Raw genomic sequence first — 14,822 nt, forward strand, 5'->3', positions numbered from 1 at the left:
ATATTAAAAAACATTTCCAAATTAGACATTGCTTGATACGAGTCTGACAGCGCGCCATCATTGAATGTTGCTGTCAGATCTCTGTCCTCTGTCAGTATTTGAAGCTCATAAACCATCTTTAGTCTGTTTACAGCCAATCACCATAATATTGGTAATAATGTCACCTGGACCAGTTAATGCCGTGATATTGCATAGATATTGAGCACGCTCTTGTACAGCGTTTTGATAGTATCCAGTAGGTCGATATTGGTTTTCATAAATCGCACCCACAACACCTTGCCCTCCAGTTTGTCCAACAACTCGCTGACCTGCATATTCAGAGCCAGTTTGCACAAACTGTTGTACCACATGTTGAGAAACAATAGAATTTTCCCACATTGCTGAACCGCCTAATTTGCTAGCAGGAACTCGGTAAGTCGGTGAACCAAAAATATCAATGGCTTTGTTTACATGTTGCCCAACCAATTTATCAGCAGCTTGTTTTACTGGATTAGGTGTAGTTACACAACCAGTGAGTGACAACCCCAATGTCAATGCAGCCAAAAGACCGATCAGATTGGGTTTCAATCGACTCAGTAACTGTTGAGGAACATGGTTTAGCGTTTGTTGTTTTATCCACATAAGAATTTCCTTTTATTCGCTTTTGATTTTACTTTATTGATCTGTATTCAAGATCACCCAATGGATTTTCAGAAAATATTGCTTCGTTTTTAGATAGAATTTAAAAGTCAGAAGCTCAATTTTATGGATCTAAATAATATTCAGCTCTCACCTTGCCTTGCTCTAACTCAATCGCTCGTTCAGTCACTCGTTCAAGAAATTGCTGATCACACTCTAAACCAGTCATTTTTTTACTAGATGTCGTTGGCGCATTTTCATCATCAAATGCAGTCTGATTACACTGATTATCTTTAAAGCTATGAATTGCTTGCCACTCTTTTTGTGCATCTAACAATCTTTTTTTTTCATTGGCTGTAAGTGTTACCGACAGTTTTTGCTCAGCATTTTTTAACCTTTGATTCTGACGTTGGTACTCTGCACTGATACATTTTTGCTTGTTGGTTCCTGTTTTAGCAGCATGCGTACATTCATCATATGTTTTTGAGTATTGTAATGTCGGTGTAGCCGATAGTGCAGTTGCAACACTAGATAAACTCACAAATCCCCAAATATATAGCCATTTTGAAAAGATATTGTTCATACAATTCACTCATTGATCTAAAAATTTTATTGAAGACATTTAAATGTATTGTTCATAGATTGGTTTATTTATACGCTAAATTTTAATTCATGTGAAATTGAAACTATAATTAAGGGAATCGGCATTCAATAAAATTAAAAAAATTGAATCTTAGCTCAATATTTTTTGCGATGATTTGGATAATTTGCAGCCTCAAAAATACGATTGTGTCTAACCCATCAGTTCAATAATTTAGGGGCATTAAGACTATTCCTGATGGCTTTATCTTCTTCAAAAAAAGAACTTCCATGTAAATACATAAAAGTTCTTTTTGATTGTGAATATGATTAGCCAGGGAAAATACCACGTTCCATACGTGCTTTTAAGATCCGTTCACAACCCAAAATAAATGCTGCCGTTCTTAAACTACATATTTTTTCATTTGAGGTATGCCACACATCATTAATCGCCTGAACCATTAACTTATCCAAGCGTTGGTTAATTTCTTCTTCAGACCAAAAATAGCTCGACATATCTTGTACCCATTCGAAATAACTGACGGTGACACCACCAGCATTACAAATCACATCAGGTACAACCGTCACACCACGCTGAATTAAAATATCATCTGCTTCTGGATAAGTTGGACCATTTGCACCTTCTAAAACTAATTTTGCTGTTAATTTCTGTGCTCGCTCAACTGTGATTTGTCCTTCCAATGCAGCAGGAATTAAAATGTCCATCTCGACTTCCCAAAAGTCCTCATCTGCAATTAACTGGCTATCGGTAAAATCTGCGACCCCTTGGTGAGTTTCCAAATGTTTTTTTAAACTTTCTAAATCAATACCTTCTGGGTTAAAAATGGTTCCAGTATGATCTTGGATTGCCACGATAAGTGATTGTGATTCTGCAAAAAGATAAGCTGCTTCACTACCTACATTACCAAAGCCTTGTACTGCAACTTTTGCACCTTTGAGTGGCAGCTTAATTTTTTCAGCGACCTCTCGACCAGTGACAAAAACACCACGACCTGTAGCTTTAATACGACCGAGAGATCCGCCCAAATGAATCGGTTTACCTGTCACAACGCCTGTGACAGTGTGTCCCTGTCCAGATGAATAGGTATCCATAATCCAGCCCATTACATTGGGGTTAGTACCCACATCAGGTGCTGGAATATCTTTTTGTGGACCAATAATATGACTGATCTCACTGGTATAACGTCGAGTTAAACGTTCTAACTCACGCGGAGAAAGTTGGCGTGGGTCGACTCAAACACCACCTTTAGCACCACCAAAAGGTAGATTTAACACAGCAGTTTTAATGGTCATCCATGCTGAAAGTGCCATAACTTCATTTAAATCGACATCTGGATGATAGCGAATCCCCCCTTTTCCCGGTCCACGTGACAAATTATGTTGTACACGGTACCCCTCAAAATGCTGAATCGTTCCATCATCCATCACGATTGGTACATCAACAATCAACGCGCGTTTGGGACGTTTTAATGTATCAATATAACCCTTGAGATGTTCTAAATAAGGCGTCACCCGTTCGATTTGTTCAAGATAAGTCGACCATGGACCATGATTTTGAGCAATATAAGATAAATTCGACATGTATTTTTTGTCCTTTTAATGCGTTGTGTTCAGGCATCAATCAAAAAGATAATTAAAAATAATATAAGCCGCTAATTTGGCAGTTCTGTTGTCCAAATCAAATTTTGGATTACACTCAGCCACATCAAAAACTTTAATTTTTCCAGAATTTTTAATGGCTTGAAATAAAGGATCAAATACTGATAAATCAATTCCTTTCACCGCAGGAGCACTCACACCTGGTGCGATACTGGCACTAAAGACATCTAAATCAACCGTGACATAAAGCACATCAACCTTTTCAATAAATTGATTTATTTTCAGTGTGATTGCATCCAAATTGCTTTCTCGTAATGCTTGATCATAAATATAGCGACAATTCAAACGATCTGCTGTTTCAAATAACACTTGAGTATTTGCATGTTTGGCAACACCAATACATAAATAATGAAATTCTTGCTGATATTGTGCTAATAAATGGGCAGCATTTAAAAAAGGTGTTCCTGAGCTTACGTGATCAGCTTCACGCAAATCAAAATGTGCATCAAAGTTGATAATGCCAATTGTTTGATTGGGTTGATGCTTCTGTACATATTGAAATAATCCAGAAAAACTTCCAAATGCCACTTCATGCCCACCACCTAAAACGATGGTTTGGCTTCCAGAGGAAAGACAAACTTCAACCTGATCAGCCAATTCCGCCTGTGCCTTTTCAAGATCACCATCTACACATATTACTGTGCCCAAATCCGCGATTGAAAGCGCTTGATGTACGGGTAAATTTGCCAATTGGGCACGTATTGCATCAGGCGCATCTGCCGCACCCAAACGACCTTTATTGCGCTTCACACCTTCATCTGAACTAAAGCCAATCAATGCATAAGATGCATGAGCTTGAGTATTGATCACTTGATGGATACGCAAATGTGCTTCACCCTCACCATCGTTGCGTCCTTGCCATATAAATGAATGCTTCATAATAAATACAACTCTGTGAAAGTGAGCTTAGGGCTAAAATGAAACTTCTGTGCCATGTCGAATAATCCGCTTAGATAAATCACCACCCAGCCAGTAAACAATTTCAGAGGGATGCTCAATATCCCAAGCTATAAAATCGGCGAACTTACCTTGCTCTAAACTGCCGTGTGTATCTTGCAAGCCAAGTGCAAAAGCGGCATTGATGGTGACTGCCGCCAAAGCTTGTTCAGGTGTCAATCGAAATAAAGTACTGCCCATATTCAACATTAAACGTAGGGACAGTGTTGGAGAAGTTCCCGGGTTTAAATCACTCGATAGTGCAATACGCACACCATGTTTATGTAAGCTATCTAATGGTGGATACTGGGTTTCTCTAAGAAAATAAAATGCGCCAGGCAAGAGCACTGCAACAGTTCCCGAAGCGGCCATCGCTTTGGCATCATCTTCGGTCATAAACTCCAAATGATCAGCCGAAAGTGCGTGGTAACGTGCAGCAAGGCTTGAACCACCCAAAGATGAAAGCTGTTCAGCATGTAATTTCACAGGAAGATTTAAGTGCTGTGCAGTTTTAAAAACACGCTCAACTTGAGCAGGTGAAAATGCCAAATGCTCACAAAAGGCATCGACGGCATCAACCAAACCTTCCTGCGCTAATTTCGGCAACATCTCATTGCAAATGTACTCAATATAAGCATCACTTCGCCCCTGATACTCTGGAGCTAAGGCATGCGCAGCCAAACAAGTACTACGTACTGTCATTGGCAAAGCATCCGCGATTTGACGAATAACGCGAAGCATTTTTCGTTCATTTTCATAGTCCAGACCATAACCTGATTTAATTTCAATCGTGGTTACGCCATCTTTGAGCAAACATAGAACTCGTTTCAAGGCTGCATTCAAAAGCTCTGCTTCACTTGCTTCCCGCGTGGCACGAACCGTACTGGCAATTCCACCACCGCTGGCGGCTATTTCTGCATAACTTATCCCTTGCAAACGTTTTTCAAACTCAACGCTGCGATTCCCCCCAAATACACTATGTGTATGGCAGTCAATCAGACCAGGGGTTACCCATGCAGCATTGAGATCAATTGTCTCAGCATAATCATCTACAGGAACATTCTTTTGAGGACCAATCCAGTGAATATGTGGTCCTAAAGTCACGATTGCAGCATTTTCAATTATGGAATAATCCCCATTTTGCATGGTAGCGATATGACAGTTCGTCCAAAGTTTTTTCATTCACATTTCCTCATACTGCCTATGCAATGCCATGTATAAGCAGTTTCAGTATTAGCTTTCCATTTCAATGTTTTGTGCTAAGTTTGATTTTTCTTTGGCATTATTTCGCTTTGGCTTTACCCAGATCGTGTAAGCAATCCAAAGAATCAACAGCCAACTTGCACCGACATAGATTGCGGGTCTGGAGTCTGGAAAATACCCCATCATCAGTAAAATGAAGACCATGAATACAATCGCAAATGCAGGTGCATACGGCCAACCAATCACTGGAAAATCTAGAGCTTTAATTTCTGCTTTAGATAACTTGCGACGCATTGCAACTTGAGAAAGTAAGATCATCAACCACACCCAAACCGTTGCAAAGGTTGCAATCGACGCAATGATGATGAAGACATTTTCGGGAATCATATAGTTCAGTACCACACCGACAAGTAATACCCCTGCCATCACCACAACCGTCATCCAAGGCACACCATTTTTGGAAATTTTTTGAAAAACCTGAGGTGCTTGACCACGATTCGACATACCAAACAGCATACGACCTGCACCAAACACATCACTGTTGATTGCAGAAATCGCAGCAGTAATCACCACTATATTTAAAATCGTTGCTGCTGATTGAATCCCTAGATTTTCAAAGATTTGGACAAATGGGCTGCCTTTGCTGCCAATTTGATTCCATGGGAAAATTGACATCAATACAAAAATAGTTAAAACATAAAATAATAAGATACGTACTGGGACAGCATTGATTGCACGTGGAATCGACTTTTTAGGATCTTCAGATTCACCTGCTGTGATTCCAATGATTTCAATACCACCAAATGCAAACACCACTACAGATAAACAAGCAATTAATCCTGCGATGCCATTAGGCATAAACCCCTCATGAACCCATAGATTTTGGATACCTGTGGTAAAACCGCTATGTTCAGCATGAAAACCATAGAACATCAGACCAAAACCACCAAGAATCATGGCAACAATTGCACTGACTTTAACGATGGATAACCAAAACTCAAGCTCACCAAAAACTTTGACATGAATCAGATTAATTGCACCTAAAAACATGATCAGTGACAGAATCCAGATCCAACGTGGTACATCGGGATACCAAAATCCCATATAAATACCAAATGCAGTGACGTCTGCCAAAGCAACAATGATCATCTCAAAGACATAGGTCCAACCTGTGGTAAATCCTGCAAGCGGACCAATATAATTAGATGCATATTCACTAAATGAACCAGATACTGGATTATGTACTGCCATCTCACCCAATGCTCGCATCACGATATAGATCGCAATCCCGGCAACCATATATGCAAGCAGTACTGATGGACCAGCCATTTTAATGGCTGTTGCAGACCCGTAGAACAATCCAGTTCCAATGGCTGAACCTAATGCTAAAAAACGGATATGACGGGTGTTTAACCCCCGCTGTAATGTGGAGTGCTGTGACATTATAATCTCCAATCCTTGAGAAAATTTAGATAGATGCGGCCACTCCATGTGGCCGTTTTATTGATCACACTTTAGACAAACTCGGTAATAGCTTTGGAATGATTAATTGGTTTAAGCAACCACTGGCAAGCAATTCACTCGCTTGTTCGATATCTGGAGCAAAGAAACGATCTTCACTGTAGTAAGGCACTTGATCACGTAGTACTTTGCGTGCTTGCTCAAGTTTTGGTGAACTTTTTAATCCTTCACGGAAATCAAGTCCTTGACATGCACCTAACCATTCAACTGCTAAGATACCGCGAACATTGTCCGCCATATACCACAAGCGTTTACCAGCATTTGGTGCCATAGATACATGGTCTTCCTGATTGGCAGAAGTCGGTAAGCTATCAACACTTGCAGGATGTGCAAGTGCTTTGTTGTCACTTGCCAATGCCGCGGCAGTCACTTGTGCAATCATAAAGCCAGAGTTAACACCACCATTGGCAACTAAAAATGGTGGTAGTTGAGACATATGACGATCCATCATCATTGAAATGCGGCGTTCAGACAATGAACCAATTTCAGCTATTGCAAGGGCTAAATTATCAGCCGCCATTGCAACGGGTTCAGCGTGGAAATTGCCTCCCGAAATCACATCACCTTCTGCGGCAAATACCAAAGGATTATCAGATACAGCATTTGCTTCGATCTCGAGTACTTCTGCGGCTTGACGTATTTGAGTTAAACAAGCCCCCATAACTTGCGGTTGGCAACGTAATGAATACGGGTCTTGAACCTTGCTACAATCTTCATGTGAATGGGCAATTTCACTCGAATCAGTTAATAAGTCACGATAAGCTGCGGCAACATCAATTTGACCACGTTGACCACGGACTTCATGGATGCGCGCATCAAATGGTGCCCGTGAACCCAACATTGCTTCGACACTTAAACCACCACATACAGTCGCTGCTGCAAATAGATCTTCTGCTTCAAATAAGCCTCTTAATGCATAAGCAGTCGAAACTTGTGTGCCATTTAACAACGCCAAACCTTCTTTGGCTGCTAAAGAAATCGGTTCTAAGCCTGCTTTTTTCAGTGCTTCAACCGCAGGTAACCACTCTCCTTGGTAACGTGCCTTACTTTCACCAAGTAAAACCAAAGACATGTGTGCCAATGGTGCCAAGTCACCTGAAGCGCCAACCGAACCTTTTAACGGAATATGTGGATATACTTCAGCATTGATCAAAGCCAGAATTGCATCGATCACCTTAGGACGAATACCTGAAAAACCACGTGCCAAGCTATTGGCTTTCAACAGCATGATTAAACGCACCATCGCATCATCTAAAGCTTCGCCAACACCCGCAGCATGAGAAAGTACTAAAGAACGCTGTAATTGTTCTAAGTCTTCAGGCGCAATTTTTGTTGAAGCAAGTAAGCCAAAACCTGTATTGATACCGTAAGCTGTACGCCCTTCATTGACAATTTTTTCGACACAAGCAACGCTCGCATTGATGCCTTCATAAGCACTGTCATCGAGTTTAACTTTGATTGGATTTAAATAAGTTTGACGGAGATCTGCAAGCGTAAGTTTGCCAGGTTGAATTAAAAGTTCCATTATTGACGTCCTGTTTTGCACTATATTGTTCGCTTACAATGCCTTTTGCTCAATTGCAAAAAGCATCGTAATCGGTATCCTTGTATTTTTTTATTGCGTAATCATTGGCAAGTTCAAACCTTGCTCTTTCGCACAATCAATAGCAATCTCATAACCAGCATCTGCATGGCGCATCACTCCTGTTGCAGGGTCATTGGTCAGTACACGAGCAATACGTGCTGCTGCTTCATCCGTACCGTCACACACAATCACCACACCTGAATGTTGAGAGAATCCCATACCCACACCACCACCATGATGCAATGACACCCAAGTTGCGCCACCCGCAGTGTTTAACAATGCGTTGAGTAATGGCCAATCAGATACCGCATCTGAACCATCTTTCATGGCTTCAGTTTCACGGTTAGGACTAGACACTGAACCTGAGTCTAAGTGATCACGACCAATCACGATCGGTGCAGAAAGTTCTCCACTGCGAACCATTTCGTTAAATGCTAAACCCAATTTTGCACGTAAGCCCAAACCTACCCAACAGATACGTGCAGGCAAACCTTGGAAGCTAATACGTTCACGAGCCATATCTAACCAACGATGTAAATGCTCATCATCTGGAATCAATTCTTTGACTTTGGCATCTGTTTTATAGATATCTTCTGGATCACCTGAAAGTGCAGCCCAGCGGAAAGGACCAATACCACGACAGAATAGCGGACGGATATATGCTGGAACAAACCCAGGGAAATCGAAGGCATTTTCTACACCTTCATCTTGCGCCATTTGACGAATATTGTTGCCATAATCAAATGTAGGAACGCCCATTTTTTGGAAATCCAACATTGCTTGCACATGCTTCGCCATCGATTGTTTTGCCGCTTTTACGACAAACTCTGGTTCAGTCTGAGCACGTTGACGATACTCTTCCCATGTCCAACCAATCGGTAAATAACCATTTAATGGATCATGAGCGCTGGTTTGATCTGTCACCATGTCAGGATGCACACCACGACGAACCAATTCAGGTAAAATTTCAGCAGCATTACCATGTAATGCAATTGAAATTGCTTTACCTTCTTGCGTGTATTTTTGGATACGAGCTAAAGCGTCGTCCAAGTCGGTCGCTTGCTCATCAACATAACGTGTGCGCAAACGAAAATCGATGCTGGCTTGTTGACATTCGATATTCAGTGAACACGCTCCTGCCAATGTTGCAGCTAAAGGTTGTGCGCCGCCCATACCGCCTAAACCTGCAGTCAGTACCCAACGCCCTTTCAAATCGCCGTTGTAATGTTGGCGTCCTGCTTCAACAAAAGTCTCATATGTACCTTGTACAATGCCTTGACTACCAATATAAATCCAAGAACCAGCCGTCATTTGCCCATACATTGCTAAGCCTTTGGCATCCATTTCATTGAAATGCTTCCAATTTGCCCAATGAGGAACTAGGTTTGAGTTTGCAATCAATACACGTGGTGCATCTTGATGAGTTTTAAATACACCAACGGGTTTACCTGACTGTACCAATAGTGTTTCATCAATTTCTAAATTTTTAAGTGTTTCAACAATCTTGTCAAAACATTCCCAGTTGCGCGCGGCACGACCAATACCACCATACACAACCAATTCTTTCGGGTTCTCTGCGACATCAGGATCAAGATTGTTCATCAACATTCGAAGTGGAGCTTCAGTCAACCAGCTTTTTGTATTGAGCTTTGTACCACGAGGTGCGCGAATCTCTACATCACGAAATTTTGTTGTCGTTGTTGTCACAATAGGACTCCTTCCTTTGAGTTTAAAACAGTGAATGAAATCACTTTCACTGTATAGCAATGTATCAACTTGTATATACATCTATATACTACACAAATCTCTAAACTTGAAAAGATGATTTTTAAAATATTTTGCAAAAAAAGATTTAATTGACTGAATTTATTAAAAATTATTTTTTAATAAAAATAAAAACGCATACAACTTCAAGTTGAATGCGTTAAAACAACATCAATAAAATTTAAATTTTTGTGAGTTGTATTAGACAAGTTTGAGGCGAAAACTGTGGATTCAAAATCATTATTTTTGCTAAATTTTCATTTTGTATTTTTAGACAATTCTGATGCTGTAAATAAAAAATCTTTTCATCAATCGTGACTTCTAATGGTTTGATTGACTGATTAAAAACAAATATAAAATCTGAAAAAATGGGAATTTCCAATCGTTCTTGAGTAAAAATCCATTGATATTGTGCCGATATTTTTTTGGGATCGTAGATCAAATTAAAATCTCGAATTTGACCTGCAAATAACTCACAATACACCTCACTTTCACCACTAAACGAAACACTTTGAAGCGTATGCAAATATTTGAGTTCACTATCAATATTCAGCGAAATTCCTTGACCTTCCAATACTGTTAAAAAACGCTGCATTCCATTGAATTTAGAAAATTCTCCAGCACTTTTGACATCTGCCATCGAAATGCGCCACTCAAACTCATCCAAGCTTTCTCCTACACTACGGGCAATTTCTAGCGTATAACCTTCACCGTTTTTCCAGCGCATTTTTTTATAGTGCGGTATTTCTAACAGCTCAATCATTGAGTAAATTTACCCTCAAGATAATAACGACTTCCCGGATAGATTAAACGGGCACTTGAAATCAACTGTTTATTTGACCATGTTCTACGACGAATCAGTAAACATGGTTCTGTTTTATTAATTTTCAACCACTTACATTCTTGTGCAGATGCCAAAATCGCAGTTACCACATGCTCACCTTCTGTAACAGGTGCTTTTGACATTAAATACGCATTCGGGGTAATCGCTTTGAAGTCTTGTGCAAGATAATCAGGAATCAGAATAGGATCAACCAAACGATCTTCAATTTGCACAGGGATGTCATTTTCATAATGTACGATGATAGAGTGGAATAACTTTTGTCCCTCACGAATTTGCATCAAACGACTTTGCTCTGTATTGGCTTGTATCTGTTCGAGCACCAAGACCTCCGCATGGTGTTTATGATTTCTTGCAATAATTTCTTCGGCGATATTATTGACATGAAATAAAGCAGTACGCCCCTGACCTTCAGCAACAAAAGATCCAACACCTTGTATACGTACCAATAAACCTTCGCTGGTGAGTTCACGCAAGGCACGGTTCACAGTCATACGGCTACAACCGAGTAAATTGACCAATTCACTTTCAGAAGGAATTTTTTTATTGACTGTCCATGTTCCTTCATAAATTTTTTGTGAAATCATTTGTTTCACACGCAAATACAATGGAACAGGACTATCTTCTTCTAGTGATAAGTCTAAATCCTTGTGCTTTGACACTCTTGACATTGACTAAAACTCATACAAAATATATTAAATCATTGTATATGGTCACAACCTTGTTTGTATATACAAGCCTATACAAATAATTATGATAAAAATATCTATGTCTAAATGAAGATTCTGATTTTTACATGTCATTGCTATCGCGTGGCAACATGGATGCCGTCCAATGAGGGGCTACAGAGGTACATGAGCAAGAAACAAAGCATTGCTTTGTTTGCAATGCCAGAGTGAGACATCGTCTATGAAAAGCGATTTAAACTTTATATGTATCGTGTGATATTCAAGCTTTATCGGCAAAGGAGGCTTTTGCCTCCTTATTTATCCAATCAAATTAAAAGGTCTTTCTTAAACTCAACCAATATTGTTGATTATCTCGATTCTTGAGTTGTTCAGGTGTGCTCCCTATTGGAAATGCAACTTCGGCATTGGCTTGGATATTCCATAAACTGTTCCAGTTTAAGCCTAATCCAGCACTGCTGATTTGTACTTGATTGTCGCCTGTGACTCCTGCCCAACGTTGCGCATTTAAGGTTACTTCTGCTGTATCCACAAAAACTTTACCAGTAAGCTGATGTTTGGCATTTGCAAATAAGCTTTGTCGCAGTTCTGCTGTGGCTAAATATCCAGTAGACCCTGCGAATTGGCTGGATTCATAACCGCGAACATTAAATGGACCGCCTCCTAAATATTGTTCTGCACTATCTAGATTATAAGGGCTATATTGACCATAAATCCCCAAATAACCTTGTGTACCCTTACCACCCAGATTTTGTAGACGTGAAAGATTGAGAGTTGCAGTGTAGTAACCTCCTGCTGTTTTTGCTGTCTGGTTATCTAAGGCAGCAGCATCATCATTTTTAAATTTCACACGACCATAACTCGTTGAAGCACCATATTGGGTTAAGCCTCCCCCCATGAATTGATCAAACTGAGAGCCATCCAATCGAGCAGTCACCACATCAATATTGCGATGTTTATCGTATTGGTTCAGTTGAATATCATCTTTCAGTTGTTTATGGTCATATTGTAAGCTCAGTAATACTTCTGCTGTATTGGTCAGTAAAGCAGGTTGGCTGATAAATACACTGCTTTGTGCTGCACTTCCTTCTGCCCCAATACTTTTTAAATCTTTACCCAGTTCGTAATCAAGATAGGAGTAGCTTGCGCCTGCACGTGTCCCCATTCCTATAAAGGTAAAGGCGTATCCGATACGTCCGTAGTTCATCCGTTTTCCAGCAGTCATCAGATCTAAGCTCAGTTCATCCCCTAAACCTGCTAAATTATTGACGGAGACGCCGGCGGTACCTCGTACTCGACTGGTGTATTTATTGCCAAAGTTATCTGCACCGATATAACCATTGATTAGGGATGCATTTTGTACTTCTACATTGAGTTGGCTACTGCCCACTGTAGTTCCTGGACTTAGGACATTGCGGGTGTTCACTCCTTTTAATCGATTGAGCAATTTAAGCTGTTGCTGCATTTGATCGCTGTTGATTCGCTCGCCTTGTTTCAAGGATGCGACTGTTTGCTCTATAAGCCAGTTTTGAGTTCGGCTTTGATTGTCAATCTGAGTTTTATCGTAATACGCTTCAAGTACATTGATTCGTACGATACCTTGACTTAAGTTTTGTTGTGGAAGATAAGCACGACTATAGCCATAACCATGTTGTTGATAGTAAGTGCTAATCTTTTGTGCAACCTGCCAAAGTTGATTTAGTGTCAGTTGCTGACCTTCGGCATCAACAACCAGTTGATGAAGTTGTTGGGTGCTAAAACGACTATTCCCGATTATTTCAATTTTTCGTACAGGAATTTGTACATCTATTGCCGTAGGAGCTATTGGGTTTGCGGTATTTTCAATCTGTACTGCAGGTTGTGGCTCAAGAATTTGCCTTTGTTGCTGTTGTTGTAACAGTTGCCCAGCATTCGGGGCAGGTGCTGCATGGTTTGTGTTGCTGAAGAGCATGAAACAAGCACTTACAGATGCTGCCAATATATGTTGTTGTGATTTCATTGTTTAGTGCTCCCCTGCCAAGATTTGAATGCCTGTGGTGTTCACACCACCTTGGCGTACGTCAAGATTGACGGTATTTAATGCATTTTGTGTTTCAGGCAAATAGTGCGGTCGTTTGAATTGAATGGCCTGTAAGTAAGCCGTCGGTGTCAACATATAGATATCTGCTGTAGTTTTCGCGGTCGTATCTAACAATGTGTAATTTTGGGCATCTAAACCACCAAGACTTAAACCTGTAATCAATACATTTTTGCTTTGCCCTGTGGTCGCATTGTCAAATTGACCTGTTGCTGTTGCTACATTCAGATTATCCCCTGCATAGATGCCACTGAACTCGGCATGACTAAGATCTAAATCAGCAATTGTTAATCCATTATAGGTGCGATTATTTGCGCGAATGCCTGTAATATATTGAATCTTAGCTTGACTAATATCAGCTGTAGTTTGTGCAGTGTTATTCACTAACTCGTAGTTATGTGCATCTGCACCACTTAGGCTAATTCCTTGAATGCTTACTTGTTTGGCATTACCCACATTTTTATCACTGAATTGTCCTGTTGCTGATACGACTTTCAGTTCATCACCTGCGATCTGACCTGTAAATTGTGCTGCTGCTGTATTCAACGTTGCTTGTGTACTGGCATCATAAACACGATTATTTGCTGTGATTCCTGTGACTTGGTTAATTTTGGCTTTAGCAATATCCAATGCACCATCAACAAAGCTCAGATCGTAGTTTTTATCAACACCATTGGCTTTGTTCGTATAACTGCCTGCGTCTTTAGCGGTTATGGATGCTGTGACACCAGAAAGTACAGATTCGGTTTCACCATTGACCAAACCTGTTGCACTAAAGCCTGATGCTGTTTGGTTTTTACCGTTATAGGTCGTATTTAAACTATTCGCTGTCACCGTCGCTTTGGCTTTGGCAATATCTAAAGCCCCATCGACAAAGGTCAAATCGTAGTTTTTATCAACGCCATTGGCTTTATTCGTATAACTACCTGCATCTTTAGCCGTTACAGATGCCGTCACACCAGAAAGTACAGATTCGGTTTCACCATTGACCAAACCTGTTGCACTAAAGCCTGACGCTGTTTGATTTTGTCCGTTATAAACAGTTGATACGCTATTCGCCGTTACAGTCGCTTTGGCTTTGGCAATATCCAATGCTCCATCAACAAAGGTCAGATCGTAGTTTTTATCAACACCATTGGCTTTGTTTGTATAACTGCCTGCGTCTTTAGCCGTTACAGAGGCTGTGACACCTGTCAATACAGAACTATCTTCGCCATTCACCAAACCAGTAGCACTAAAACCTGATGCAGTTTGATTTTGTCCGTTATAAACAGTTGATACGCTATTCGCTGTCACCGTCGCTTTGGCTTTGGCAATATCCAAAGCGCCATC

Annotated in this window: 11 protein-coding genes and 1 pseudogene; all 12 read right to left on the reverse strand. The window is 40.4% G+C overall.

The window, feature by feature from the left end; all coding sequences use genetic code 11:
- Window positions 1–105: 105 nt before the first annotated feature.
- The gene (locus tag F938_RS05120) at window positions 106–621 is read right to left on the reverse strand and encodes a hypothetical protein (RefSeq protein WP_005029988.1); all 516 of its coding nucleotides are present in this window, start codon (window positions 619–621) and stop codon (window positions 106–108) included.
- 121 nt (window positions 622–742) lie between these two features.
- Window positions 743–1,201, reverse strand: a complete 459-nt coding sequence (locus F938_RS05125; protein ID WP_005029990.1) for a lysozyme inhibitor LprI family protein — start codon at window positions 1,199–1,201, stop codon at window positions 743–745.
- Between the two features lie 326 nt (window positions 1,202–1,527).
- Window positions 1,528–2,799, reverse strand: a pseudogene (locus tag F938_RS05130) (Glu/Leu/Phe/Val family dehydrogenase).
- A gap of 36 nt (window positions 2,800–2,835) precedes the next feature.
- A complete protein-coding gene (gene hutG, locus F938_RS05135) occupies window positions 2,836–3,756 on the reverse strand; it encodes a formimidoylglutamase (RefSeq protein ID WP_005029997.1) in 921 nt (306 codons plus the stop codon).
- 33 nt (window positions 3,757–3,789) lie between these two features.
- Window positions 3,790–4,995: an imidazolonepropionase gene (gene hutI, locus F938_RS05140; RefSeq protein WP_005029999.1), complete on the reverse strand. Its 1,206-nt coding sequence runs from the start codon at window positions 4,993–4,995 to the stop codon at window positions 3,790–3,792.
- 51 nt (window positions 4,996–5,046) lie between these two features.
- Window positions 5,047–6,459, reverse strand: a complete 1,413-nt coding sequence (locus F938_RS05145) for an amino acid permease (protein ID WP_004831478.1) — start codon at window positions 6,457–6,459, stop codon at window positions 5,047–5,049.
- Between the two features lie 64 nt (window positions 6,460–6,523).
- Window positions 6,524–8,062 carry a histidine ammonia-lyase gene (gene hutH, locus F938_RS05150; RefSeq protein ID WP_005030001.1) on the reverse strand — a complete coding sequence of 513 codons (1,539 nt, stop codon included), beginning with the start codon at window positions 8,060–8,062 and terminating at the stop codon, window positions 6,524–6,526.
- A gap of 90 nt (window positions 8,063–8,152) precedes the next feature.
- A complete protein-coding gene (gene hutU / locus F938_RS05155; protein ID WP_005030003.1) occupies window positions 8,153–9,829 on the reverse strand; it encodes a urocanate hydratase in 1,677 nt (558 codons plus the stop codon).
- Window positions 9,830–10,067: 238 nt separating this feature from the next.
- Window positions 10,068–10,649, reverse strand: a complete 582-nt coding sequence (locus F938_RS05160; protein ID WP_005030005.1) for a HutD/Ves family protein — start codon at window positions 10,647–10,649, stop codon at window positions 10,068–10,070.
- The gene (hutC, locus tag F938_RS05165; protein WP_005030007.1) at window positions 10,646–11,398 is read right to left on the reverse strand and encodes a histidine utilization repressor; all 753 of its coding nucleotides are present in this window, start codon (window positions 11,396–11,398) and stop codon (window positions 10,646–10,648) included. The genes F938_RS05160 and hutC overlap by 4 nt, the downstream gene beginning before the upstream one ends.
- A 328-nt stretch (window positions 11,399–11,726) precedes the next feature.
- Window positions 11,727–13,412 (reverse strand): ShlB/FhaC/HecB family hemolysin secretion/activation protein, encoded by a 1,686-nt coding sequence (locus tag F938_RS05170; RefSeq protein ID WP_005030008.1) that lies wholly within the window; start codon window positions 13,410–13,412, stop codon window positions 11,727–11,729.
- Between the two features lie 3 nt (window positions 13,413–13,415).
- The coding region (locus tag F938_RS05175; protein WP_005030010.1) for a YDG domain-containing protein at window positions 13,416–14,822 on the reverse strand (1,407 nt) is incomplete at its 5' end.

It is taken from the genome of Acinetobacter bereziniae LMG 1003 = CIP 70.12 (assembly GCF_000368925.1).
Classification (GTDB): Bacteria; Pseudomonadota; Gammaproteobacteria; order Pseudomonadales; family Moraxellaceae; genus Acinetobacter; species Acinetobacter bereziniae.